The sequence below is a fragment of the Kribbella sp. VKM Ac-2566 genome, from assembly GCF_004366005.1.
GTDB classification, from domain to species: Bacteria; Actinomycetota; Actinomycetes; order Propionibacteriales; family Kribbellaceae; genus Kribbella; species Kribbella pratensis.
The window spans coordinates 820,794-845,628 of the sequence record NZ_SODT01000010.1; the positions used below are offsets into that span (position 1 = coordinate 820,794).

Annotated in this window: 20 protein-coding genes; 9 read left to right on the forward strand and 11 right to left on the reverse strand. The window is 68.9% G+C overall.

Annotated elements, in window-relative coordinates; all coding sequences use genetic code 11:
* Positions 1–2 precede the first annotated feature (2 nt).
* A complete protein-coding gene (locus tag EV647_RS22200) occupies positions 3–494 on the reverse strand; it encodes a MarR family winged helix-turn-helix transcriptional regulator (RefSeq protein ID WP_238177333.1) in 492 nt (163 codons plus the stop codon).
* A 40-nt stretch (positions 495–534) separates the two neighbouring features.
* Between EV647_RS22200 and EV647_RS22205 the strand changes: the two genes are divergently transcribed.
* Positions 535–1,431: a DMT family transporter gene (locus EV647_RS22205; RefSeq protein WP_134005771.1), complete on the forward strand. Its 897-nt coding sequence runs from the start codon at positions 535–537 to the stop codon at positions 1,429–1,431.
* Here EV647_RS22205 and EV647_RS22210 read toward each other — a convergent pair.
* On the reverse strand, positions 1,410–2,102 hold the full coding sequence (locus EV647_RS22210; RefSeq protein WP_134005773.1) for a hypothetical protein: 693 nt from the start codon (positions 2,100–2,102) through the stop codon (positions 1,410–1,412). The genes EV647_RS22205 and EV647_RS22210 overlap by 22 nt on opposite strands.
* A 121-nt stretch (positions 2,103–2,223) precedes the next feature.
* On the opposite strand from EV647_RS22210, the gene EV647_RS22215 reads away from it, so the two are divergent.
* Positions 2,224–3,249 (forward strand): LacI family DNA-binding transcriptional regulator, encoded by a 1,026-nt coding sequence (locus EV647_RS22215; RefSeq protein ID WP_134005775.1) that lies wholly within the window; start codon positions 2,224–2,226, stop codon positions 3,247–3,249.
* Here EV647_RS22215 and EV647_RS22220 read toward each other — a convergent pair.
* The 5 genes from EV647_RS22220 to EV647_RS22240 form a co-directional block, all read right to left on the reverse strand.
* Entirely contained in the window at positions 3,225–5,138 is a 1,914-nt protein-coding gene (locus EV647_RS22220) for a beta-galactosidase (RefSeq protein ID WP_134005776.1), read from the reverse strand. The genes EV647_RS22215 and EV647_RS22220 overlap by 25 nt on opposite strands.
* Positions 5,135–7,300: a sialidase family protein gene (locus tag EV647_RS22225; protein ID WP_134005778.1), complete on the reverse strand. Its 2,166-nt coding sequence runs from the start codon at positions 7,298–7,300 to the stop codon at positions 5,135–5,137. Before EV647_RS22225 ends, EV647_RS22220 begins: the two co-directional genes overlap by 4 nt.
* A 7-nt stretch (positions 7,301–7,307) precedes the next feature.
* Positions 7,308–8,210 (reverse strand): carbohydrate ABC transporter permease, encoded by a 903-nt coding sequence (locus tag EV647_RS22230; RefSeq protein ID WP_134005780.1) that lies wholly within the window; start codon positions 8,208–8,210, stop codon positions 7,308–7,310.
* A complete protein-coding gene (locus EV647_RS22235) occupies positions 8,207–9,115 on the reverse strand; it encodes a sugar ABC transporter permease (protein ID WP_133789006.1) in 909 nt (302 codons plus the stop codon). The genes EV647_RS22230 and EV647_RS22235 overlap by 4 nt, the downstream gene beginning before the upstream one ends.
* Positions 9,116–9,191: 76 nt before the next feature.
* Positions 9,192–10,856 (reverse strand): extracellular solute-binding protein, encoded by a 1,665-nt coding sequence (locus EV647_RS22240; protein WP_134005781.1) that lies wholly within the window; start codon positions 10,854–10,856, stop codon positions 9,192–9,194.
* Between the two features lie 108 nt (positions 10,857–10,964).
* On the opposite strand from EV647_RS22240, the gene EV647_RS22245 reads away from it, so the two are divergent.
* Both EV647_RS22245 and EV647_RS22250 read left to right on the forward strand, forming a co-directional pair.
* Entirely contained in the window at positions 10,965–12,155 is a 1,191-nt protein-coding gene (locus EV647_RS22245; RefSeq protein ID WP_134005783.1) for an ROK family transcriptional regulator, read from the forward strand.
* Between the two features lie 160 nt (positions 12,156–12,315).
* Positions 12,316–15,099, forward strand: a complete 2,784-nt coding sequence (locus tag EV647_RS22250) for a glycoside hydrolase family 3 protein (protein ID WP_134005785.1) — start codon at positions 12,316–12,318, stop codon at positions 15,097–15,099.
* Here EV647_RS22250 and yicI read toward each other — a convergent pair.
* Complete coding sequence (gene yicI, locus EV647_RS22255; RefSeq protein WP_134005787.1) at positions 15,048–17,279, reverse strand: alpha-xylosidase; 2,232 nt, start codon at positions 17,277–17,279, stop codon at positions 15,048–15,050. The two genes, EV647_RS22250 and yicI, sit on opposite strands and share 52 nt — an antisense overlap.
* Before the next feature lie 118 nt (positions 17,280–17,397).
* On the opposite strand from yicI, the gene EV647_RS22260 reads away from it, so the two are divergent.
* The 4 genes from EV647_RS22260 (at position 17,398) to EV647_RS22275 (ending at position 20,468) form a co-directional block, all read left to right on the forward strand.
* On the forward strand, positions 17,398–18,075 hold the full coding sequence (locus tag EV647_RS22260) for a response regulator transcription factor (protein WP_134005789.1): 678 nt from the start codon (positions 17,398–17,400) through the stop codon (positions 18,073–18,075).
* 18 nt (positions 18,076–18,093) lie between these two features.
* Positions 18,094–19,506: a HAMP domain-containing sensor histidine kinase gene (locus tag EV647_RS22265; protein ID WP_134005791.1), complete on the forward strand. Its 1,413-nt coding sequence runs from the start codon at positions 18,094–18,096 to the stop codon at positions 19,504–19,506.
* Between the two features lie 55 nt (positions 19,507–19,561).
* On the forward strand, positions 19,562–20,206 hold the full coding sequence (locus tag EV647_RS22270) for a LysE family translocator (RefSeq protein ID WP_134005793.1): 645 nt from the start codon (positions 19,562–19,564) through the stop codon (positions 20,204–20,206).
* Positions 20,207–20,267: 61 nt separating this feature from the next.
* Positions 20,268–20,468 carry a DUF1918 domain-containing protein gene (locus tag EV647_RS22275; protein WP_134005795.1) on the forward strand — a complete coding sequence of 67 codons (201 nt, stop codon included), beginning with the start codon at positions 20,268–20,270 and terminating at the stop codon, positions 20,466–20,468.
* Between the two features lie 19 nt (positions 20,469–20,487).
* On the opposite strand, the gene EV647_RS22280 is transcribed toward EV647_RS22275, so the two are convergent.
* Complete coding sequence (locus tag EV647_RS22280; protein ID WP_134005797.1) at positions 20,488–21,378, reverse strand: LysR family transcriptional regulator; 891 nt, start codon at positions 21,376–21,378, stop codon at positions 20,488–20,490.
* Between the two features lie 81 nt (positions 21,379–21,459).
* Between EV647_RS22280 and EV647_RS22285 the strand changes: the two genes are divergently transcribed.
* Positions 21,460–22,398, forward strand: coding sequence for a DMT family transporter (locus EV647_RS22285; RefSeq protein ID WP_134005799.1), 939 nt, complete (start codon positions 21,460–21,462; stop codon positions 22,396–22,398).
* On the opposite strand, the gene EV647_RS22290 is transcribed toward EV647_RS22285, so the two are convergent.
* On the reverse strand, positions 22,292–23,674 hold the full coding sequence (locus EV647_RS22290; protein WP_134005801.1) for a ricin-type beta-trefoil lectin domain protein: 1,383 nt from the start codon (positions 23,672–23,674) through the stop codon (positions 22,292–22,294). The two genes, EV647_RS22285 and EV647_RS22290, sit on opposite strands and share 107 nt — an antisense overlap.
* A 31-nt stretch (positions 23,675–23,705) precedes the next feature.
* Complete coding sequence (locus EV647_RS22295) at positions 23,706–24,809, reverse strand: DNA glycosylase AlkZ-like family protein (protein WP_134005803.1); 1,104 nt, start codon at positions 24,807–24,809, stop codon at positions 23,706–23,708.
* Positions 24,810–24,835: the final 26 nt, after the last annotated feature.

Genomic DNA, 24,835 nt, shown 5'->3' on the forward strand with positions numbered 1-24,835 from the left:
TGTCAGGCGGGCGGTTCCAGGCGGGCGAGCCAGGTCGTCAGGAGCTTCTCGAGCTGAGTGGTCTCGTCCGGTGTAAGTGCCTCGAGGAGGCGCTGCTCGTTGGCCATGTGGGCGGTGAAGGCCTTGTCGATCAGCCGCCGGCCGCTCGGCGTCAGGCGGACCACCCGGCCGCGACCGTCGGCGTCGCTGCGACGGCGATGGACCAAGCCGGCTTCCTCGAGCCGGTCGACCCGCTTGGTGACCGCCCCCGTGGTCACCATCGTGTGCAGGGCGATCTCCCCCGGCGCCCGCTCGTACGGCGCTCCCGCGCGCCGCAACGCCGCGAGGACGTCGAACTCACCCTCCGTCAGCCCGTACTTCGCGTAGAGCAGCGTCAGCTCGCCGGTGAGGTGGTTCGCGATCCGGTGCAGCCGCCCGATCACGCCCTGCGGGGCGGTGTCGACATCCGGCCGCTCGACCCGCCACTCCGCCTGGATTCTCGCTACGTGGTCCACGAGTTCCACTCTATCTTCCCGGGAAGATATAATGTTTTCCATGGAAGATACCTTCCGCTGGAGCCTCGTCACCGCGATCGCGCCGATCGCCTGGGGCACGAACTACTTCGTCACCCACGAGTACCTACCGCCCGGACATCCCTTGTACGGCGCGGTGTTCCGCGCACTGCCCGCGGGGCTTCTCCTGCTCGCCCTCGCCCGCCGCCTCCCCCGCGGCGTCTGGTGGTGGCGCTCACTGCTGCTCGGGATCTGCAACATGGGCGCGTTCTTCGCGCTGATCTACCTCGCGTCCCAACTGCTCCCGGTCAGCCTCGCGTCGACGATCATGTCCGCGGCGCCGTTCACCATGGCGCTCTTCGCCTGGGGCCTGCTCGCGGAACGCCCGACCGCTCAGGTCCTCACGGGCGCGACCGCCGGGATCGCCGGCGTCGTGCTGCTGCTCGGCGCCGGATCGAACGCGGTCGACCTGCGCGGCGTCGCGGCATCGGCCGCCGCGCTGACGATGTCCTCCTGCGGATACGTCCTGGCCAAGAAATGGGGCCGGGCCGGCGAGGGTCCGCTCGCGACGACCTCGTGGCAGTTGATCGCCGGCGGGGTCGTCCTGATCCCGATCGCGATCGGCGTCGAAGGCGCCCCGCCACGCCTCGACGGACCCGCCGTGGCCGGTTTCGGGTACGTCGGACTCGTCGCGACCGCACTCGCGTTCACGACCTGGTTCGCGGGCCTCCGCAAGCTCCCCGCCGCAACGGTCGGGCTGATCGGGCTCCTCAACCCGGTGACCGGCGTACTGCTCGGGCTTCTGGTCTCCGGGGACGTGCTGAACCTGCGACAGGTCGGCGGGCTCGCCCTGGTGCTGCTCGGCATCACACTCAGCCAGCTCAGGGTGAACCCGCCGACCTCCTTGGGTCGGGTGCGTCAGTTGGACGTGACGGAGTAGGAGTTGCTGGTGAAGTTCAGGCCGCCGGACGACGAGGTGATCTCGAAGCCGAACTGGACTTCGCCGACGGTCGCATCACCCATCCAGCCCCGGCTGCGGATCCAGTTCAGGACGGCCTTGATGTCGACGGAGCCGGAGTTGGTGTTGGAAGTGCGGAGGAACGAGAACACCGCGTTGGCGCCGTTGCTGCCGCGGTAGACGTCCCAGGTGTGGCCGCCGACGCTGACCGTGGTCTGCTTGCTGCCGATCGGGCCGACCGCACCCTGCTTGTTCATCCACAGCATGATCTCGTAGGCGTTGTTGCCGGCCCAGATGTCGTAGGTCGACGAATACGATCCACTGCCGGGCCGCGACACGTTGAAGCTGCTCGTCAGGGTGCCGAGGGCACTGACCGGCTTGCCGATGTTCCGGGCGGAGTGCGGATACGACTTCACCCCGCCGGTGTTCGGGTGGTTGGCCCACACTCCCCAGTTGCTGTAGGAGTTGGCCCAGATGGTCTGCGGTCCGGCGCCACTGCCCCAGACGTCATTGCGGACGGTGTACCCGCCGTTGGACCAGCTGCCGAACTTGTCCGACGACGACCACGCCGCCGCGTGCGCGGGTGCCGCGGTCACCAGGCCTGCGGCCAGTACTGTCAGTACTGCGACTGCTGCTTTCCACCATCTCTGCATTTCGATTCCTCTCGTCGAGCCCGGCCGGCGGCCGGACCTTGGGCGAACGCAGGGGAACAAATGGGGTGTCGAAGCGCTTCGACTGGGGTAGAACTGGGACAGGATCAGGAAAGGGGACGACGTGGTCACGATCGCCGACGTCGCACGGCACGCCGGGGTTGCGGCCAGCACGGTCTCGTACGTGCTCAGCGGCAAGCGGACGATCTCGACCGACACCCGGGAGCGCGTGCAGCGCAGCGTCCGCGCACTCGGCTACCGTCCGAACGCGAGCGCCCGCGCGCTGGCCAGCCAGCGGTCCAACGTGCTCGCGCTGGTGATCCCGCTGCGCACCGGTATGCATGTCCCGGTGATGATGCAGTTCGCCGCCGCGGTCGTGACCACGGCCCGCCGGTACGACCACGACGTACTGCTGCTGACCGCCGACGAAGGACCGGACGGGCTCGAGCGGGTCGCGCAGAGCTCGCTCGTGGACGCGCTCGTGGTGATGGACATCGAGCTCGACGACGAACGGGTCCCGGTCCTCCGGGAGCTGCCGATGCCGTCGGTGCTGATCGGTTACCCGGACGACGCCGACGGACTGACCTGTATCGACCTGGACTTCGTCGCCGCCGGCGCGCACTGTGTCGACCACCTGGCCGACCTCGGCCACCGTTCGCTGGCCCTGCTCGGGACACCGTCCGCGGTGTACGAACGGCAGACGGGCTTCGCGCAACGGACGCTGACCGGCTTCGCGGAAGCCGCCGAACGCCGCGGCGTGGTCGGCGTCGAGACGCCCTGTGAGCATACGTTCGACGCGATCCTGCACACGGTGCGTCAGCTGCTCGACGAGCACCCGGACATCACCGGTCTGGTGGTGCAGAACGAGCCGATCATCGGACCGCTCCTGGACGTCCTGCGCCGGCTCGGCCGCCGGGTGCCCGAGGACATGTCTCTGGTGGCGATCTGCGCGGACGACGTCGCCGAGCGGCAGGTTCCGCAGTTGTCGTCGGTCTCGATCCCGGCCGAGCGGATCGGCGACCAGGCGGTCGAGTCGCTGATCACGAAGCTCGAGGGCGGCGACGTACCGGCGTTGACGCTGCTGCCCCCGGCGCTCACGGCTCGCGAGAGCAGCTGCCAGGCCCCTCACCGCGATCTCACCACCGCGTAACCGCCAGGCGGCAACGGCAGCTCGCCGACGAGCAGCTCGCTCCCGTCGGCGGGTACGGCGACCTGGGTGTCACCGTGGTTGATCAGGAACGTCCACGTCGTCTCGCCGGCCCGGCGCCGTACTGTCTCGACCGGCGACGGTGACGGTGACAGACCCAGCAACGTCGCGGCGGTCTCGTCGTCCACCTCGGTCGACACGTACCAGGCGGTACCCGCACCGAACTCGTGACGCGTGATCGCGGGCTTGCCGTCCAGCACGCCACCGGCGTACCGATCGATCACCTCCGCCGACACGGCCCGGACGTCCTCACTCCACACCCGCCCGCGCCCACCGGACGACAGGGCGATCTCGCCGTCGATCGGCAGCGGGTGGAACTCCTCCACCCGGACGCCGAGAAGCTCCGTGAACGCCCCCGGATACCCGCCGAGCCGGACCCGCAGCTCGGGATCCACGATCCCGCTGAAGTACCCGACCACCAGCTGTCCGCCGCCTTCCACGTACGCCGTGAGCGCTGCCGCGGACTCGTCGCTGACCAGATACAGGCTGGGAACGACAACTGTCGTGTACGACGAGAGGTCCGCGGTGGGCGACGCGAAGTCGACCGTCACGCCGGCACGCCAGAAGTGCCGGTGCGCGGCTCGTACCGACTTGAGGTAGTCCAGCGCCGACGACGGCAGGTGGGTACCCTGCATCGCCCACCAGCACTCGGCATCCCACAGGATCGCGACCTCGGCCTCGACGTCGCTCTCGGCAACATCCGCCAGCTGTGGCAGGACCGCGCCGAACTCCGCGACCTCCCGGAAGATCCGGCTCTCCGGCCCAGCGTGCGGAACCATCGCCGAGTGGTACATCTCGGACCCGCCGCGCGACGCCCGCCACTGGAAGAACAACGCGCCCTGCGAGCCGCGGGCGATGTGCGACAGGCTGTGCCGCGCCATCCGCCCGGGCTCTTTCGCCTGCAACCGGCGTCCGTCGTTGAGCGTCCCGGCCGCCTGCTCCATCAACAGCCACGGGCGGCCCCCGGCCCACGACCGGGCCAGGTCCGCGGCGAAGGCGGTCTGCTCCTCGGCACCGATCCCGGTCTCGTCCGGATAGTTGTCGATGGCCACGACGTCGACGGCCTCGGCCCACTGCGCATGATTCACCGGCACCCAGTTACCGAAGACGAAGTTCGTCGTGATCGGTAGCTCCGAGAACGTCCGTAGTTCGGCCTTCTGCTCGAGGAATGCCGCCAGCAACTCGTCGGACCAGAAGCGCCGGTAGTCCAGGTACTGCGTCGGATTCACCAGGTACTGCGTTTTCCGCGGCGGCTCGATGTCCGTCCAGTCGGCGTACCCCTGGCTCCAGAACGCGGTCGTCCACGCCTCGTTCAGCCGATCGAGGTCGCCGTACCGCTCCTGGAGCCACTCGCGGAAACGTGCCGCCGCGAGCGAGCAGTGACACGTCGTGCCGTACTCGTTGTGCACGTGCCACATCGCGAGGGCCGGGTGATCGTGATACCGCTCGGCCAGCGTCCGCGCGATCCCTCGGGCGGCATCGCGGTACGCCGGCGCGCACGCGCAGTACGTGTCCCGGCTGCCGTGTGTCAGGTGTACGCCGTCCGCGGTGACCGGCATCGCCTCCGGGTGCAATCTGCTGAACCACGGTGGCGGTGACGCGGTCGGGGTGGCCAGGTCGACGCTCACACCGCCGTCGTGCAGCAGGTCGAGCACCTGGTCGAGCCAGTCGAACTCGTACTGCCCCGGCGCGGGCTCCAGGGACGACCACGAGAACACCCCGACGGTCACCAGGTTGACGCCGGCCTGTCGCATCAGGGCGACGTCCTCCTTCCACACCCCCGGATCCCACTGCTCGGGGTTGTAGTCGCCGCCGTACCAGAGTCGTGTCATACCGGCTCACCGTAGGGGATCCCGAACCCGTTCGTGGAGAGATACACCCGCCCGTAGACCCTCGGGTCACCCGCGATCGCGTCACCGGTGGAGGCGTACTGGTGCCGGTCGTCGTTCACACGCACCCAGGAGGCGCCGCTGTCGTCCGACCGGTAGATCCCGCGGACACCGGCGACCTTCCCGGACGTGTACGCGGCCATCTCCCTTCGGTGCGGCGCCGCCTTGCCGAAGCCGATCGTGTACGCCTCCTCGATCGTTGGCACGGGCAAGTACGTCGACCCGCGATCGACCGATCGGTACAGCCCGCCGGCACCGGCCGCGAGCCAGCAGTGCCCGGCCCGATCCAGCACGGTCTCGAGCTTCCCGCCGCCCGTCGGCAGACCGGTTGCCGTCGCCGTGAAGGCGGCACCCCCGTTCGTGCTCACGTACGCCGTACCGGTGGCCGGATCGAACCCGTAGAACACACTCCCGTCGACCCGATCGCCGGCGAGCACCGAGCCGGCAGGCAGGCCGGCGACGGCGATCCAGGTCGCGCCGCGATCGCGTGAGTAGTGCGCGACGAGATCGCCCGGTGCCCAGAGGATCGTTCGTGCGTCGGCGCCGACCGCGACCCGACCCGTCTGCGTCATACCGGACGGCTCGCCCGCGAACGGCTGCCAACTGCTCCCGGCATCGGTCGAGTACGCACCCCGCTCGCCGGCATTGGCGTTCGCGAGCCGTACGACGAATCCCGGGGCGAGCGCCGCGTAGTCCAGACTCGGCGACGTCCCACTGACCGGATTCGACGCCTGTCCGTCCGGCGGTACGACGTCCAACCGGTCGTGCCGGTAGACCCCGATGTCCCCGAGCGCGCTGATCAACGGCGGGCCCCACGGCGGACTGATCAGATCGAGGACGGCCGTCTCCTCGAGTCCCTGCGCGCGGACCGACCAGTGCGTACTGCGACCCGCCTCCGCCCCGGTCACGTCGTCGGTGCCGAAGATCGTCGCACCGGTGACGTACAGGACCTTGTCCGAGTCGAACGGATCGATCGAGATGTCACCGATCATCCAGCCGAGCTTCGGGGTGCCGTGGAAGTTCAGGTACGGCGCTCCGGACGTGTCGAGCACGATCCGCTCGCCGATCGACTGCCAGGTCCGGCCGCCGTCGACCGACCGGAAGATGTCGTCGACCGGACCCCAGCGGCTCATCGTCGACACCATCACCGTGCCCGGCTTGCGCGGGTCGGTGGCGAGACCGCCGTACCCGAAGCCGGCTTCGCCACCGGTGTTCGGGCGCAACGGCGTGATGTCGGTCCACTCACCGGTCGCGGTGTTCAGCTTGTGAACGGCGCCGTCGTACATCTCGTACGGTCCGGGGAGATCGCCGTACGTGACGTAGATGTTGCCGTCGGCCCCCAGTTCGCCGTGATGGGGCAGCAGCCCGGTCGGCTGCCCGGGGACCGCCGACCAGGTGCGGCCGGCATCGGTACTGCGGTAGAGCGGGTTCGCCGGATCCGCGACGCCGGCATAGATCGTGCCGTCGCGCCGGTCGAAGAAGACGAAGCCGATCCCGATCCCGGGATTCCCGGTCACCGGGAAACTGTCCACCCGGGTCCAGGTCACGCCGCGATCGCCGCTGCGCCACAGCCCCTGATTGCGGGTGCCGAACAGCAGTACCCGGCCGTCACGAGGGTCGACGACGAGTCGCTCGCCCATCGAGCGGCCGGGCTCGTTGCCGCCGAGCTTGAACGGCAGGTCGGTGCGCTCGAAGGTCCGGCCCTGGTCGCACGATCGCAGGATCGCACCGTTGATCGGCGACCATTCGTTGGTGTAGGTGCCGGCCGCGAGGTACAGCCGTTGCGGGTCCGCCGGGTCGAGCGCGAGACTCTCGACCCCGGTCCAGTTCCACTCGTCCCAGCCGATCCAGTGCAGCAGCTGCACCCAGCGCTGGGTGCGGTTGTCGAACCGCGCGGCTCCCCCGATGTCGGTCCGCGCGTACACCAGACCACGCTTGCGCGGATGGTGGACGATCCCGGTGACGAAACCGCCTCCGACGATCTCCACGTTGCGCCAGCGGTACTGGCCGCCCGCCGTCGTCGCCGACGCCGCCGATGGAATCGTGGCCGCGGCGAGGGCCGTGCCGGTGCCGATGGCAAGGAAATGCCGTCGTGCCAGGTTCATCGTGACCTCATCCCTTCACCGCGCCGATGATGACGCCTTTCTGGAAATGCCGCTGGATGAACGGGTAGACGAGCAGGACCGGCACGATCGCGATCACCACGATCGCCATCTTGATCGCCAGACCGGGCGCCGGTGACAGGCCCGCGATACCGGTCGCCACTCCGCCGGCACCCGTCGGCAGCGGCTGCTGCTGCACGATGTAGGTCCGCAGCACCATCTGCAGCGGCCACTTGCTGTTGTCGTTGATGTACAGCAACGCGTTGAAGAACGCGTTCCAGTAACCGACCGCGTAGAACAGTCCGACCACGGCGACCACCGCCTTCGACAACGGCAGCACGATCCGCCGCAGGATCGCGAACTCGCCGGCCCCGTCGATCCGGGCACTGTCGATCAGCTCGGTCGGGATACCCATGAAGAACGACCGCATCACGATCAGGTTGAACGCCGAGATCGCGGCCGGCAGGATCAGCGACGCGTAGTGGTCGATCAGCCCGAGCGCGTTGACGACGAGATAGCTCGGGATGATGCCCGGCCCGAACAGGAACGTCAGCAGCACGATGAACAGCAGCGGCCGGTGGAACAACGATCCCGGCCGCGACAACCCGTACGCCGCGAGCACGGTGATCCCGAGGCTGAACGCCGTACCGATCGCGGTGATCCCGACACTGATCAGCAACGCCTTCGTCACCACTCCGCCGGAGAGCAACTGCACGTACGCCGCAACCGTCAGTTCCCGTGGTACGACGACCAGCCCGCCGGCTCGGGTCACGGCCTCCGTCGAGGACAGGCTCGTCACCACCACGACGTACAACGGAAACGCGACCGCCAGCGCGATCAACGCCAGCACCACCGGTTTCCCGAACCGCCCGACCGGGGTCGGTTCTTCCTCCCAGACAGCTCGTGCACTCATGACTTGGAATACACCCCCTGCTCGCCCACCATGTGCGCGAATCGGTTGGCCACCAGGACGAGGACGAGGCCGACGACGCCCTTGAAGAGGCCGGCCGCGGCGCCGTAGCCGAAGTCGCCGACGAGCAGGCCCTGGTAGTAGACGTACGTGTCGAGTACCTCCGCGGCGCCGCCGCCGACGGCGCTGCGTTGCAGGATGAACTGCTCGAACCCGACCGTCAGCGCGTCACCCAGTCGCAGGATCAGCAGCAGGACGATCACCGGGCGCAGACCCGGCAGCGTGATGTGCCAGAGCCGTCGCCAGCGGTTCGCGCCGTCGGCCGCGGCGGACTCGTAGAGCTCCGGGCTGATGGTCGACAGAGCCGCGAGGAACACGATCATGCCCCAGCCGGCGTCCTTCCAGACGGCCTGCGCGGTGACGAGCAGGATGAACGTGTCCGGTTTCGTCATCAGGTCGACCGCCTGGTGCCCGTGGTCGCGCAAGGTCTGGGCGAGCAGGCCGGCGCCGCCGATCATCTGCTGGAACAGCGACACGACCAGCACCCACGAGAAGAAGTGCGGCAGGTAGACGACGCCCTGGATGAGGTTGCGGAGCTTCGACGACAGGACGCTGTTCAGCAGCAGCGCCAGGGCGATCGGGATCGGGAAGAAGAACGCGAGCTGGACCGCGGTGATCGAGACGGTGTTCGCGACCGCCTTCCAGAAGGCGGGTTCGGCGAACATCCGCTGGAAGTTCCCGAACCCGATGAACTCGCTGCCGCGAATCCCGGCGTACGGCGAGTAGTCCTGGAAGGCGATCACGTTCCCGAGCGTCGGGAAGTAGTGGAAGACGCCCAGCAGCACCACCACCGGCAGGACCATCACCAGCAGCGGCCAGTCCCGGCGGAGGCGATGGGTGAAACTCATCCCCCCCGCGCGACCGCGCTTGTGGCGCCGGGACGTCCGCTTGGCATCGGGTAGGCGCTCCGCCTGCGCCGGAGGCTTAACGACCGTTGTCACTGAGCACCTTCGCGTAGAACTCGCGGCCTTCGTTGCCGCCGTTGTCCTGCCACTGCTTGACGGCGGTCTTCAGCTCGCTGATCGGCTTGCGACCGCGGTAGATGTCCTGCAGGGCATCGTCGAACGGCTGGTTCAGCGCCGCCATCTTGGCCGGCTGCTCGACCCGGATCCCGTCGAACAGGTTCTTCTCCCGGACCTTCGCGGACGCGTTCTGCCACGCGCTCATCGACTCGACGTACCCCGGGTACTCGCTCTCGGTGATCGCCGTCGGACGGCCGCCCAGGAAGATGTACGTCTGCGAGACCTCCTTCTGTCCCAGGGCGGTGAGCTTCGGGGCACCGGACGGCTGCTTCGTGTAGTGCTTGCCCTCGACGCCGTAGTTGTAGAGCTGGTACTCCTCGGTCCCGAACGGCGCGGCCGTGTAGTTCATCACTCCGAGCAGCTCCTTCACGCGCTCCTCGCCGAGCCCCTTCTTCACGAAGGTGAAGATGCCGGCGGGGTCGCCGCCCCATGTGATCGGCGTACCGCCGTCGTGCGCGAACGGCATCACCGGCTGCGGGTTGAACTTCGGGTTGGCCGTCTGCTGGCGTTGCAGCGACTCGTGCCAGCCTCCCGGCCCGTTCTGCCGGATCAGGAACTTGCCGCCCTCGAACAGCGCGTTCTCGTCCGCGCCGGCGTTCGCGACCACTTCCGGGTGCACGTACCCCGACTGGAACAGCCTCCGGATGAACGCCACCGCCTCCTCGAACTGCGGTGTCTCGATCTTGTTGACCAGCTTGCCGCCGGAGTCCTTGATCCAGCCGCCCGGCACGCCGAACGCCCGGTGGACCTCGTCGGCGACCGAGCCGAACGCCCATCGGCCCGCCTTCGCGTCGGTCAGTTGCTTGCCCAGCGCCAACAGGTCGTCGGAGTTCTTCGGCGGCTCCGCGCCGAGCTGGTCGAGGATGTCCTTGCGGTACATCAGCATCCAGGGAAAGCCGTCCGACGGGAACGGCACGGCCTTCAGCTGCGAGTTCCAGACGCCGTACGCCCAGGCCCGGGTCGGCAGGTTCGCCAGCATCGGGTACGCCGACACCTTGTCGCCGGCCAGGTGCGGTGTGAGGTCCTCGAACAACTTGTCCGCGGCCTGGCCGAACCGGGTCAGGCTGGAGATGTTCCAGCCCGGGATGCAGAGCAGCTCCGGAACGTTGCCGGCCGCAAGGATCGGGCCGAGCTTGTCCCCGTAGTCGTTGCCGTTCAGGATGTTGAACTTGACCGGCGCGCCGATGCGTTCGTTGTTCGCCTCGAAGTACGAATTGCCGGCCAGCGGCGGGATCGGGCTCCACAGCGGCGTCATCGCCGTTACTTCCTTGCCGCTCGGCACCATCTTGTCCGGCACCGCACGCTTGAGCTCGGCCGGGTAGTGCGAGTAGCCCGGCGAAGCGCCGTTCTCGCCCGGCAGGTCCGGCTTGACCGACTCGTACGGGATGTACTTCGGCAGCAGGCCGGACAGTTTGTCCTCGGTCTCGGCGCGGCCCGTCGTACTGGACCCCGAACCGCCGTTCGAGCATCCGGTCAGCGTCGCCCCGCCCGCGGCCGCCGCCGCGCCGGCGCCGAGCAGGGAGATGAAGGTGCGGCGGCTGGTGCCGCCGATCACTGGTCCGGTCACGGTGCATCCCCTAGACTTAGTTGGGCTAGTAGCCAAACAAATTAACGCAGAGCCGACAGCCCGGCAAGGTGTAGAACTGACCCAGAACTTCTTTCGACGGGACGGACCTTGATCACACAGACCGCGGACCACACCGACATCCGCGCCACCAACCTGGCGGCGGTGCTCGGCTACCTGCGCCGGGAAGCCCCGTGCTCGCGGGCCGCGATCGCGGCCGGGACCGGGCTGAACAAGGCGACCGTGACGAGCATCGTCGGCGAGCTGCTGGAACGCCGGCTGGTCCGCGAGACGCAGCAGACCCAGAACCACGTCGGCCGCCCGGCGACGCTGCTCGTGCTCGACGGCTCGGCGTACGCGACGATCGGGCTCGAGATCGGCGCGCGCGGCCTGACCGCGCTCGGCTGCGACGCGGCCGGTGAGCAGATCCTGCGCTGGCATCGCGCCGGACCGGGCGTCGACGCCGGCCCGGCGAAGACCATCGCGGCCGTGGTCGCACTGGCCCGCCGGGCGATCTCGACCGTGCAGTCCTCCGGCCGCCAGGTTCTCGGCATCACGGTCGGCGTACCTGGCCTGGTCAACCGCGACGGCGCCGTCGTACTGGCTGCCGGACTCGGCTGGAGCGACGTACCGCTGCGGGCCGAGCTCGCGGCGACGCTCGGGCGGCCGGACATCCCGGTGACGGTCGACAACGACGCCTCACTGGGCGTGCTGGCCGAGCATCTCTACGGCCCTTACGCCGGTACGGCGAACCTCATCCAGCTCACCGGCGACACGGGGGTCGGCGCGGGCATCATCGTTGACGGCCGGCCGCTCGCGGGACATCTCGGGTACGTCGGCGAGATCGGGCACCTGCGTCTGGTCCCGGACGGACCCGCGTGTGGTTGCGGACGCCGCGGATGCCTCGAGGCGCTCGCCAGCCTGCCGGCGATCCTGGAGCAGGTAGACGGCAGCATCGACGACGACCCGCAGCACCAGCTCGAGACGCTGATCCGGCGCGCCGACGCCCAGGACGCCGCCGTCACGAAGGTGCTCACCGAGGCCGGAACCCACCTCGGCCACGGGATCGCCGCACTGGTGAACATCCTCAACCCCGAGGTCGTGCTGCTCGGCGGCGCCTACGCACTGCTCGCCGAGCACCTGTCGCCGGCCATCGACAAGGCGCTCCGTGAAGCCAGCATCGCGCCCGACGCCGGGGGGTGCACCATCGCCGCGTCCGCCTTCCCGCACACCGCCACTCCCCTGGGTGCCACCGCCCACGCCCTCACCCCGCTGACCCGCGGTCGACTGCCGGCCCGCTGAGCCCTCCGGAAAGCGTTACCCTCCCCACGTTGAGGTCTTGACCGTCAGCGCCCGGGATGCAACCCTCTGTTCACGCCCGTCTGTCGAAGCGCTTCGATCAGCCCTCCGCCGCCCGGTTTTATCGAAGCGCTTCGACACCAGCCCGTGGAGTCGACCGCCGATGAGTACTCCAGCTTCTCCCCCGTTCCGCGACCCGGCCCGGCCGATCGACACGCGGATCGACGACCTGCTCGCCCGGCTCACCCCGGACGAGAAGCTCGCGTTCCTGCACCAGTACCAGCCGCCCGTCGCCCGGCTCGGCGTGGAGGCGTTCCGCACCGGCACCGAGGCCCTGCACGGTGTCGCCTGGCACGGTCCGGCGACCGTCTTCCCGCAGGCGATCGGCCTGGCCACGAGCTGGAGCCCCGACCTCGTGCGCGCGGTCGGCGCCGCCGTCGGCGACGAGGTCCGGGTGTTCCACCGGAAGGACCCGGCCGGCGTCGGCCTCAACGTCTGGGCACCGGTCGTCAACCCGTTGCGCGACCCGCGCTGGGGCCGCAACGAGGAGGGGTACGCCGAGGATCCCTGGCTGACCGGGGTGATCGCGACCGCGTACGGACACGGTCTGGCCGGCGACGACCCGACGTACCTGAAGACTGCTCCGACCCTGAAGCATTTCCTTGCCTACAACAACGAGACCGACCGGTGCACGACGTCGAGCAACCTGCCTCCGCGGGTCCTGCACGACTACGAGCTGCCGGCGTTCCGCGCGCCGATCGAAGCGGGTGCGGCGGTCGCGGTGATGCCGTCGTACAACCTGGTGAACGGACGGCCCGCCCACCTCAGCCCGCTCATCAACGACGTCCTCCGCACGTGGACGACCGACGAGGTGCTGGTGGTCAGCGACGCCTACGCGCCGGCCAACCTGTTCGGCCTGCAGCAGTACCTGCCCGACGGACCGACCGGGTACGCCGCCGCGCTCAAGGCGGGCGTGGACAGCTTTACCCAGGACGGCGAAGACGCCGCCCCGACCATCGAGCGGCTGACCACGGCCCTCGACCGCGGGCTGATCACGACCGCGGATCTCGACACCGCCGTACGGCGAGCGCTCGCGATCCGGTTCCGGCTGGGTGAGTTCGATCCGCCCGAGCTCGATCCGTACCATGCGCTCGAACCTGAACTGGTCAACTGCCCGACCCACCGCCGGCTCGCCCAGGACGCGGCCCGCCAGGCGATCGTGCTGCTCAAACACGACGACCAGGTCCTGCCGCTCAGCACCTCGACGCGCGTCGCCGTGGTCGGTCCACTCGCGGGCACGCTCACGGAGGACTGGTACGCCGGGACCCTGCCCTACCAGGTGACCGCGCTGGACGGCATCAAGGAACGCCTCGGCCAGGTCGAGTACTGCGAGGGCGTCGATCGGATCACGCTCCGGATCGCGGGCTCGGCGTCGTACCTCTGCGTCGGCGCCGACGCAGTGTTGCGGACCAGCACGGACGCCGGCGAGTTCGATCTGTTCGACTGGGGTGGGAACGCCTGGGCGCTGCGCTCGGTCCGGAACGGCCGGCATCTGACCGCCACCGACGACGGCGAACTGGTCGCGGACCAGCCGGGTCCGAACGGCTGGGAGGTCAAGGAGACCTTCAGGCTCGTCCAGTCCTCGAACACGCTCCTCGTCCAGCACCTGCACAGCGGCGGGTACCTCCGCGTCGGCCCGGACGGCACGGTCGGGCTGGCGGAGGAAGGAACCGCGTTCGAGCTCGACGTGGTGGTCGACGGCGCGGCGACGGCTGCTGAGCTGGCCGCCCGTGCGGACATCACGATTGTGGTCGCGGGCAACCACCCGTTGGTGAACGGTCGCGAGACCGAGGACCGGGAGACCCTGGACCTGCCGCGTGCGCAGGACCGTCTGATCCGGCAGGTGTACGCGGCGAACCCGCGAACTGTGCTGGTCCTGAGCAGCAGCTACCCGTACGCGATCGGCTGGGCGCAGCAGCACCTTCCGGCGATCCTGTGGTCCGCGCACGGCGGGCAGGAGTACGGTCGCGCGCTCGCCGACGTACTCTTCGGCGACCACGACCCCGCGGGCCGGCTGCCCCAGACCTGGTACCACTCGGCCGCGGACCTGCCCGGTCTGCTCGACTACGACATCATCGCGACCGACGCGACGTACCTGTACTACCGGGGCACACCGCTCTATCCCTTCGGCCACGGCCTCAGCTACACCACCTTCGCGTACGGCGACCTGCAGCTGAGTACCCCGTCCGTCTCGGCGGACGGAGAGGTTCGCGTCAGGTGCACCGTCACCAATACAGGTGATCGCCCGGGCACGGAGATCGCTCAGCTGTACACGAGGCAGCAGCGTTCACGGGTCAAGCAACCGTTGCGGCAGCTGCGCGGCTTCCGCAACGTGGCGCTCGAGCCGGGCGAGACCGTGGAGGTCGAGCTGACCGTGGCCGCGGCGGACCTCGGTTTCTGGGACGTGACGCGCGACCGGCGTTGTGTCGAGACAGCTCGGCACAGCATCATGATCGGCCGGTCCAGCACCGATCTGCGACTGACCGCGACCCTCGACGTGCGCGGCGAGGAGATCCCGCCCCGAACGCTCACCCACCTTGCCGCTACCAGCTTCGACGACTACTGCGCCGTCACGCTGACCACCGCATCACGTGACCGCGGCGACGCGGTGGTCTCGCTGGACCCGCAAGCCTGGTTGGCCTTCGACGACCTCATGCTCGAACCGACGACGTACCAGGCCCGCGTCGCCAACCGCGGCGACCGACTCGCCACCATCGAGCTCCGTCTGGACGATCCGTTGCACGGTGAGCTCCTGAGCACCGTGCAGGTGTCACCGACGGACGAGCTCGTCGAAATCGCGGGCGAGCTCGCCCCGGTGACCGGAGTACACACGCTCTACGCGGTGTTCTCCGCGGCCGACGTCGTACTGGAGAGCTTGACCGTGTAGCGCTCGCAAGAGCCTTCGACCACGCGGGACTCGACCTCTCCGGCCCGGTACGCCAGCTCGATCACGACATCTCCGAGCGTGACCGTGGAGACCTGTCCGTCGGCCGGCTCGAACCAGCGCAGTTCCACGCCGTCTGCCCAGTCGTACTCGGGCCGGTCGTCGACGGCACCGATCGGGATCACCGCGCCCTCCCGCACGAACAGCGGCACGGAATCGAACCCGTGCGTCTGCTGCACCCACGCCGGTCCGGTCACCACCTCACCGGTCAGCAGCGACGTCCACCGCCCCTGCGGCAGGTAGAACGAGACCTCGCCGTCGAAGCTCATCACCGGCGCGACGAGCAGGTCCGGTCCCAGCAGGTACTGGCGGTCCAGATAGGCCACCGCAGGATCGTCCGGGAACTCCAGCACCATCGGCCGCATCATCGGCACCCCGTCACGATGCGCCTCTTCGGCGGCCGCGACCAGGTACGGCATCAATGACAGCTTCAGCTTGGTGAACTTCCGCAGTACGTCGACCGCCTCCTCGTCGAACGCCCACGGCACCCGGTACGACGACGAACCGTGCAGCCTCGAATGCGACGAGAGCAACCCGAACGCCACCCAGCGCTTGAAGATCGCGGGATCCGGCGTGCCCTCGAACCCGCCGATGTCGTGACTCCAGTAGCCGAATCCCGACGAGGCCAGCGACAACCCGCCGCGCAGCGATTCCGCCATCGCCTCGAACGTCGACTCGCAGTCGCCGCCCCAGTGCACCGGGAACTGCTGCCCGCCGGCCGTCGCGGAGCGCGCGAACAGGACCGCGTCGCCCTGTCCCCGGTTCTCCTCGAGCAGTCCGAACACGGCCGCGTTGTAGAGCTGCGCGTAGTAGTTGTGCATCCGGTCCGGGTCGGAACCGTCGTACCAGACGACGTCCGTCGGGATGCGTTCGCCGAAGTCGGTCTTGAAACAGTCGACGCCGATGTCGATCAGGGCCTGCAGCTTCGAACGGAACCACGCGGTCGCGTCCGGGTTGGTGAAGTCGACGATCGCCATCCCCGCCTGCCACAGGTCCCACTGCCAGACCGAGCCGTCCGGGCGCTTCAGCAGGTACCCGAGCCGGCGGCCCTCCTCGAACAGCACCGAGCGCTGCGCGATGTACGGGTTGATCCACAGGCTGACCCGCAGACCGCGCTCCTTCAGGCGGCGAACCATCCCGGCCGGATCCGGGAACGCGATCGGGTCCCAGACGAAGTCGCACCAGTGGAACTGCCGCATCCAGAAACAGTCGAAATGGAAGACGCTCAACGGGAGGTCGCGCTCGGCCATCCCGTCGACGAACGCACTCGTGGTCTCCTCGGTGTAGTCGGTGGTGAACGAGGTCGACAACCACAACCCCATCGACCAGGCGGGGACGCGGGCGGGCCGTCCGGTGAGGCCGGTGTATCGGCGCAGCACGTCCTTCGGCGTCGGGCCGGCAAAGACGTAGTACGCGAGCTCCTCGCCTTCGACGCTGAACTGGTTGCGCGACGTCACCTCCGAGCCGACCTCGAACGACACGCGGGCGGGGTTGTCGACAAGTACGCCGTACCCCTTGCTGCTCAGGTAGAAGGGGACGTTCTTGTACGCCTGCTCGCTCGACGTACCGCCGTCGGCGTTCCAGCTGTCGACCACCTGACCGTTCTTGACGAACGCGCCGAACCGCTCACCGAGCCCGTAGATCGTCTCGCCGACGCCGAGCGCCAGCTGCTCGTGCACGTAATGCTTGCCGTCGGCATCGGTGATCAGACCGATACTGCGCTCCCCCGAGTTCGTCAGCGGCTTCCCGTCCTGCTCGAAGCGCACGTCCCACGGCCCGTCGAGCGCGATCACCACGCTCAGCTCGCCGGAGGTCAGCCGCGCCTCGGCGGCACCGACCTCGACCTTCACCGGATGCTCGTAGTCGGTGTTCAGCTGGTACGACGGGTGTGCGGGCAACCCGCCGAGATGGTGCGCGATCCGGACCCCGATCACGCCGCGCGCCGGCGAGGAGAACGTCACCGTGAACATCGGCTGGTTGAGCGTGTCCCCACGCCGCTCGATGCGCTTGGCCGGCGCGAACACGGTCAGATCCCGGTCCCCCGCCTGCACACTCTCGACCTCAGCCGGCCGTAGCCGGGTGAGCCCCGCCCGCAGCTGCCAGTACCCATCGGTGAACTTCATAGCGAGCCTCTCTCGGCGGGTTGTCGAAGCGCTTCGACAACGGTAGGTACGGCCACTTCACGGCGTCAAGTTGTCACCTCTCAGCGGACTCTCAGGGGTCTGCGGTGAGACTGTGAGGATGCGAGTGCTGATGGTCGAGGACGAACTGCGGCTGGCCGACACGGTGCACCGTGGGCTGACCGACGCCGGTTTCGTGGTGGAACTGGTCCACGACGGCGAGAACGCGGTGTGGGCCGCGACCGAGCACAAGTACGACGTGATCGTGCTGGACATCATGCTGCCGAAGCTGAACGGGTACCGCGTGCTCGAAGTGCTCCGGGCGCGCGGGATCTGGACGCCGGTGCTGATGCTGACCGCGAAGGACGGTGAGTACGACCAGACCGACGCGTTCGATCTCGGCGCCGACGACTACCTGACCAAGCCGTTCAGCTTCCTGGTCCTGGTCGCCCGGCTGCGGGCCTTGATCCGGCGCGGCGGGCCGGAGCGCCCGGTGGTGCTGGCGGCCGGAGATCTGACGCTCGACGTGGCCCGGCGGCGGGTGGAGCGCGACGGACGGGAGATCACCCTCACGCCCCGCGAGTACGGGCTCCTGGAGTTCCTGATGCGGCACCGCGGGGACACCGTCAGCAAGGCCGAGATCCTCGCCGGGGTGTGGGATCCGGCCTTCGACGGCGACCCGAACGTCGTCGAGGTCTACGTCCGCTACCTGCGGAAGAAGATCGACACCCCGTTCGCCCGGCACGCGATCGAGACCATCCGCGGTATGGGCTACCGGCTGAATCCCGAGGGCGGATGAGCCTGCCAGACTGAGTGCGTGAGTACGGTGGTGCGACGTCGCGTCGACGGGTGGTACCGGACCGCCGGCGGTCTGCGGCAGGCAAGTGTGCGGAGCCGCTCGACCGCGGCCGCGGTGATCGTGGTCGCCGTCGCGATGATGCTCGGCGCGGCCGCGCTGCTGCTGCTCCTGCAGCGCGCCCTGATCACCGAGGTCTCCGACGCCGCGGAAGGTCGCGTCGGTGACGTAGCCCGGCAAGTCAGCGCGAAAGGTACGTCGGGACTCACGAACGACCTCGCCGAGACCACACGCGCCGGCCAACTGATCCAGGTGCTCGACCCGTCCGGCCGGGTCGTCGCCGCCTCGTCGACCCGGGTCGACACCACGCCGCTCACCGATCTCCGCCCACCTGCCGATGCGCTGCTCCGCTCGCAGGTCGGCGAGATGCCGCTGATCGACGACGACCATTCCTTCCTGATCGTCGCGCAGGGAACGGCGTACGGCGGCCGCACGTACACCGTGGTGGTCGCGTCATCCGTGGAGACCCAGCGGCAGACGGTCGCGACCGTGGCGAAGTACCTGGCGATCGGCTTCCCCGCGTTGCTGATCGTGGTCGGGGTCGCCGGGTGGCTGATGGTCGGGCAGGCACTGCGCCCGGTGGAACGGATCCGCGGCCGGGTCCAGCGCATCGGAACCCGGGACCTGACCGAGCGGGTCCCGGTGCCGCAGACCCGGGACGAGATCGCCCGCCTCGCGGTGACGATGAACGAGATGCTCGACCGGCTGGAGACCGGGCAGGCGACGCAGCGGGCGTTCGTGGCGGACGCCAGCCACGAGTTGCGGTCGCCGTTGGCCACGCTCACCGCGGCGCTGGAAGTCATCGAGGCGGACACCACCGGGCAGGCGTGGCACGAGCTGCGTCAGGTGATGGCGACCGAGACCGACCGGATGCGGCAGCTGGTCGAGGATCTCCTGCTGCTCGCGAAGGCCGACGACACCGGTATCCGGATGCGGCAGGTCGACGTGGATCTCGACGACCTGGTCGCGGCCGAGATCCAGCGGCTGCGGAGTTCGGCGCCTGAGCTGACCGTGACCGGCGACGTCCATCCGGTCCGGATCGTCGGCGATCCGGCGCGGTTGAGCCAGGTACTGCGGAACCTCGTCGACAACGCCGCCCGCGCCGCCCACACCACGGTCCACCTGACCGCGGCCGAGCAGAACGGCTCCGCGATCATCACGGTGTCGGACGACGGCGACGGCATCCCCGAGCAGGACCGGCAGCGCGTCTTCGAACGCTTCGTCCGCCTCGACACCAGCCGCTCCCGCGCCAGCGGCGGCTCCGGACTAGGCCTGTCCATCGCCCGCGAGATCACCCACGCCCACAACGGCACCATCGCCCTGACCTCCTCGGCGAGCGGCGGCACAACGGCCACCGTCACCCTCCCGAACTGACCACAGACCGGAAACCCCGGCGACCCGGCGGCAGCCGTGGGTCAGGATGGAATGCATGGACGTGTCGGTGGTGCTCGGGTTCCTGGTAGCCGTCTTCCTGGTCAGCGTCGTACCAGGACCGGACATGCTGTTCATCGTCGCGAACGCGGCGGTGGGCGGACGACGTGCCGGGGTCGTCGCGGCGGCCGGGATGTCGACAGGCCTGGCAGTGCACAGCGTTGCGGCAGCACTCGGGCTGGGCGCCTTGATCCAGGCGGCTCCGCAGGTCCTGAACGGTGTACGGATCGCGGGAGCGGCGTTCCTGCTCTATCTGGCCTATCTGACCTGGCGCGCGAGCCGGCAGGAGGTCGGGGCGACCGAGGACGCACCGGAGCTGCCCCGGCGGACGCTGCGCCGGACATACCTGATGGCGACGCTCACCAATCTGGCGAACCCTAAGGTGATCCTGTTCTACCTGGCGTTCGTTCCGCAGTTCATCACGACCGGGAGCGGCAGCTGGCCGGCGACGGTGCAGTTCCTGGTGCTCGGGGCGGTGTTCATCCTGGTCGGCTTCCCCGTCGACGCGAGCGCTGCGCTGCTGGCCGGGACGCTCACCGAGAGGTTCTTCCGCACCGGGAGCAGGATCCGGCAGCGGCTCGAGCGCGTCACGGCGGCGATCTTCGCGGGACTCGCCGCTCGACTCGCCATCGACATCCACTAGGTCCTGAGGGGTGGTGCGCGTCGCTCGGTGGGACCAAGCTGGGGTGGAGGAGGTGAGTGTGGTGAAAGCTGCAGCAGGGGACCAGGTCGTGGTGGAGAGTACCCACCTGTCGGCACACCGGCGCGAAGGGCAGATCGTGGAGGTGCACGATCCGAACGGCGCACCGCCGTACCTCGTGCACTGGAATGACACCGACACCGAGTCACTGTTCTTCCCGGGCCCGGACGCCCACATCGTCCCCACCAGCAACCAGAACTCGTAGAACATCAGGTCGTTCGGCGTCACGTTTTGCGGATCGTCGCGGCGGCGGCCTGGAGGTTGGCGAGTGTTGTACGCACCGCACGCCGGGCCGTGCGCTCCGGCCGATGCAGCGCGTCGATGTGCCGTCGCGCATGTACGCCCCGCATCGGGAGGAGCACGATGCCGGGATGCGAGCGGGCCGTCCATCGCGGGATCAGCGCCAGCCCCGCGCCGGCGGCCACCAGCTCGGCGACCACGGTGAACTCGTTCACGCGGTGCACCAGTTCGAGCCGACGGTTGGCCGCCGCCCCGATCGCCTCGATCGTCGCCATCAACGGAAACCCGTCGTGCACCGTGATCCAGGGCTCGCCCGCCACATCCCGCGGCGACAGCGCAGGCTTCGACGCCAACCGATGATCAACAGGTACGGCGACATCCAACGGCTCATGCAGCAACGGCGTGACCGCAACGGTCCGCGGCCAGGCGGCGGCATGATCCAGCCGATGCGCCAGAACCACGTCGTACTCCCGGGTCAACGGCGGGAACTCGTCCTGCGGCACGTCTTCGTCGTGCAAGCTGACCCGCGGCCCGTCCTCCGCCTGCAACAGCGACGGAAAGAACGCCGCGGCCGCACTGTGGAACGCGGCGACCGACACGACCGCGTCCGGCTGCTCGGCGAACTCGTCCACTACCTGACGGGCCCGCGCCAGCGCCGACTCCACGTCCGCGGCCGCCCCGGCCAACGCGCGTCCGGCCGCGGTGAGCACAACCCTCCGACCGTCGCGTTCGGTCAGCGGCACCGGGATCGATCGCTGCAGCAACCGCAGCTGCTGTGAGATCGCCGACGGCGTCACGAGCAGCGCCTCGGCGGCCGCGGTGACGCTGCCCAGCTCGCCGACCTCCCGGAGCACTCGCAGCTGCCGTTCGTCCATCCAGATACTTTAGCTGTCCTACACCGTTGCTGAAGACATTGGTACTTGGCTTCAACGACGCGAGCCCTCACCGTTGAACCCGTGCCCGGATCCCGCCGTACCGATCTCGTCCTGCTTCTGGTCGCCGTCGTCTGGGGTTCGAGCTATCTCGCCGCCAAGACCGCGACCAGCAGCGCACCGGTGCTGACTGTTCTCTTCCTCCGCTACGCCATCTCCGCACTTGCCCTGGTCCCGTTGGTTCGCGGCATCACCCGCAAGGAGCTGAAAGCCGGGCTGGTCCTCGGCCTCACGCAGGCGTCGGTCCTGGTGCTGGAGACGTACGGCGTGACGCACACCACCGCCGCGAACGCCGGACTGATCATCAGCCTCACGCTGGTCCTCACACCGCTGCTCGACGGTCGCGGCCTGCCGCCGCGGTTCTATCTCGCGGCCGGGAGCTGCATGGTTGCCGTCGGACTGTTGATGTCCGCCGACGGCCTCCACTCCCCCGGCACCGGTGACCTGCTCATGCTCGCTGCCGCAGTCGTCCGCGCGGGTCACGTCACACTCGTCGGTCGCCTGTCCGTCGGTGTGCGCCCGTTGCAGTTGACGACGGTCCAGACCCTCGTCGGTACGGCGTTGTTCGTGGCGCCCGCCGTACCGCACCTGCCGACGCACGCCGGTATCGGCACCTGGCTGCAGATGGTCTATCTCGCCTTGTTCTGCAGCGTTTTCGCCTTCCTTGCCCAGACCTGGGCGGTGCAGCGCACGTCCGCCAGCCGAGCCAGCCTGCTACTCGGCACCGAGCCGATCTGGGCCGTTGCCATCGGCATCAGCCTCGGCAGTGAGCGCCTCACCGTCCCGGCCGTCGTCGGCGCGGTCCTCATGCTGGCCGGCACCACCTGGGGCCAATCCATCGAACGCACTCATCGACTCAGGAACGGGTCCACTTCTGATCGGCGGAACCGTTGCAGGCAGCAACGACAACGGCCGAGCCGTTCCCCGTCCCGTTCGCTGTCAGACAGCCCGCGGTCGAGGTGACGGTCTGGTCCGCGTTGAGCTGCCAGACCTGATCGGCGGCGCCGGTGCAGGTCTCGATGGTCACGGCCGAGGTCCCCGCGGTCATGCACTTGTCGGCGTAGACCGTCAGCTGGTTGTCAGCGGTGAGGTTCCACGACTGGTTCCCGCCGTTGTTGCAGTCCCACAGGTCGAGCGCCGTACCTGGGCTGGTCGAGAAGCCCGGTACGTCGACGCAGCGGTTGCTGGCCACGCCACGCAGGGGCTCACCAGGCGGGGCGGGCGGTTCACTGTTCGTCGGCTCGTCCCGCAGGAGGCCCCAGCCCCACCACAGCTGGTCGCGTCCGCTGATGCTGTTGACCTGGAGATCGGCCGGCCCGACCTGCGTCGTCATCGAGTACGAGTCGCCGGTGCGCAGACCCGGCCAGTAGACGATGCCCATCTGGTTCTCACGGGCGACCTGGGTGAGCGCGGCCAGGTACGACGTGTAGACGTTCCCCTCGTGGTTGCCGTAGTTCAGGCCGATCGTCATCGGTGAGCCGGCCTCGTCGATGATCGTCCGCCAGCCGTACGAACCGATCCGCGGCCGCAGGTTCGCCAGCCAGGCGGCCTCGGTCGTGTCGGAGGCCCAGAACCCGTAGAAGTGCAGGGACAGCAACGTCCCGTTCAGCTCCGGCGCCGCACCGACGCCGGTCACGTTGTCGTTGTAGCCCGTCCCGGAGATCACGATCCGTCCGCGCGGGACGTCGCTGTGCCGCGCGATCCACGACGAGGTCAGCGACACCCACTCGTTCAGCGAGTACCCGAACGGCTCGTTCATCGGCTCGAAGTACACGTGCGGATTCCGCTGGTACGCCTTCACCACCGTGTCCCACATCGCCGCGTACGCCGCCGGATCGTCGACTCGCCCGTCCTTGGCGTTGTCGGCCTCCCAGTAGCTGAGGATGACCTTGAAACCACTGGCCGCCGCCGCGTCGATCGCCGCGCGGTAGGAGCGCCACCAGTCGGTGCCCACACTCGACGGGTTGATCGGGAGCCGGATCGTGTTCGCCCTCAGTTCCTTGCGGAACTCCCCCACGATCCCGAGCGCCTTGGTGTACGTCGTCGCGTAGTCGTCCGCCGTACTCAGCCCGGACGGGACGACCGCGTCGTCGGCGTAGTTGTCGCGCGGGTCGGCCCAGTTGACGCCGCGGAAGTCGTTCGTGCGCGGCGGACCCGCGGCGGACCCGCCGGGCGCCGCGGCGGACAGCGCGAAGAAGCACAACAGGACGGCGAGGAGACTGCGGACGGTTGATCTCACCCCGCGATGTTTACGTGAACAGAGCCGCAGGTCAAGAGCTCAGCACGAGTTCCAGCCGCAGCCACTTCGCGAGATCGCGGATCTCGCGGTGGACAGCGGCGGTCAGTGTCTTGGAGAACGGCTCGTCCTCGTGGATCGCGTTGACGCGGAAGACGCCGGCCTTCCGGTCCGACATCGCGTCGAGCTTCCCGACCAGGCGGTCGTTGTGCAGGATCGGCAACGCGAAGTACCCCCATTTGCGCTTCGCGACCGGTTTGTACATCTCCAGCTGGTAGTCGAAGTCGAAGATCTCCAGCAACCGCTTCCGGTCGTACACCAAGCGGTCCAGCGGCGACAGGATCGCCGTACGCCCGGTGAACGGCCGGTCGAGCAGCTCCGGATCGATCCGCCACTCGCCGCGGACGCCGTCCACGACGACCCGCTCCCCCGCCTCGCCGGCGTCGAGCGGCTCGCCCGGGCACGCCGGTCCCTTCGCCCGCAGCAGGCCCATCGAACGCAGCCGCTGCTCGTCCCGGATCCGGGCCGCCTTCGCGATCGGCACCGCCGGATCGTCCGGGTAGACCCGAGACGCCAGATCCCACAGGCGGTCCCGGCCGTCGCGGCCGGCGATCGCCACCTCGCCGCGCTGCATCATGAACTCGAGCATCTGCGACACGTTCCGGTTGTTGGTCCAGCCGCTCGACCTCCACGGCCGCACACAGGTGTCCGGCAGCTCGCGCATCACCAGCGGACCGTCCTGCCGTAACCGCTCGAGGATGTCGACGCGGCAGCCCTCGTTCGCCCGCACCCAGTCCCGCCGGTACTCCTGCCAGTCGAGCGGCTCCCCGTCGCTCGGCCACGCCGCCATCTCGGCCCGGAACAGCGCCAGCGTCTCCGGCAGGCGCACGAACCCGCGCAGCTCCAGCAGCTCGAGCGAGGCCAGCGCGTCGGCCAGCTCCGCCGGGTCGTACGACGAACCGAGCCGGCTCCAGGCCACCAGATCGGCGTTCGGCGCGACGTACGCCGTCTGGTCGAGCTGCAGCACGTTCAGACCGCGGACAACCTCGAACAGATCAGCCGGCCGCTCGTTGGTCAGCAGCTGCGCGCGCACGGCCAGTCGCCGGGCATCTCGCTTCGAGAGCTGATGAATGGTCACGATCTGAGGCTAGGCCATGGCGCGGA

Bases quoted from the DNA above. Each gene is read 5' to 3' on its own strand.
- EV647_RS22205 (WP_134005771.1), top strand. From the start codon at position 535: ATGGAAGATACCTTCCGCTGGAGCCTCGTCACCGCGATCGCGCCGATC.
- EV647_RS22210 (WP_134005773.1), bottom strand. From the start codon at position 2,102: ATGCAGAGATGGTGGAAAGCAGCAGTCGCAGTACTGACAGTACTGGCC.
- EV647_RS22220 (WP_134005776.1), bottom strand. From the start codon at position 5,138: ATGACACGACTCTGGTACGGCGGCGACTACAACCCCGAGCAGTGGGAT.
- EV647_RS22225 (WP_134005778.1), bottom strand. From the start codon at position 7,300: ATGAACCTGGCACGACGGCATTTCCTTGCCATCGGCACCGGCACGGCC.
- EV647_RS22230 (WP_134005780.1), bottom strand. From the start codon at position 8,210: ATGAGTGCACGAGCTGTCTGGGAGGAAGAACCGACCCCGGTCGGGCGG.
- EV647_RS22235 (WP_133789006.1), bottom strand. From the start codon at position 9,115: ATGAGTTTCACCCATCGCCTCCGCCGGGACTGGCCGCTGCTGGTGATG.
- EV647_RS22250 (WP_134005785.1), top strand. From the start codon at position 12,316: ATGAGTACTCCAGCTTCTCCCCCGTTCCGCGACCCGGCCCGGCCGATC.
- yicI (WP_134005787.1), bottom strand. From the start codon at position 17,279: ATGAAGTTCACCGATGGGTACTGGCAGCTGCGGGCGGGGCTCACCCGG.
- EV647_RS22260 (WP_134005789.1), top strand. From the start codon at position 17,398: ATGCGAGTGCTGATGGTCGAGGACGAACTGCGGCTGGCCGACACGGTG.
- EV647_RS22270 (WP_134005793.1), top strand. From the start codon at position 19,562: ATGGACGTGTCGGTGGTGCTCGGGTTCCTGGTAGCCGTCTTCCTGGTC.
- EV647_RS22280 (WP_134005797.1), bottom strand. From the start codon at position 21,378: ATGGACGAACGGCAGCTGCGAGTGCTCCGGGAGGTCGGCGAGCTGGGC.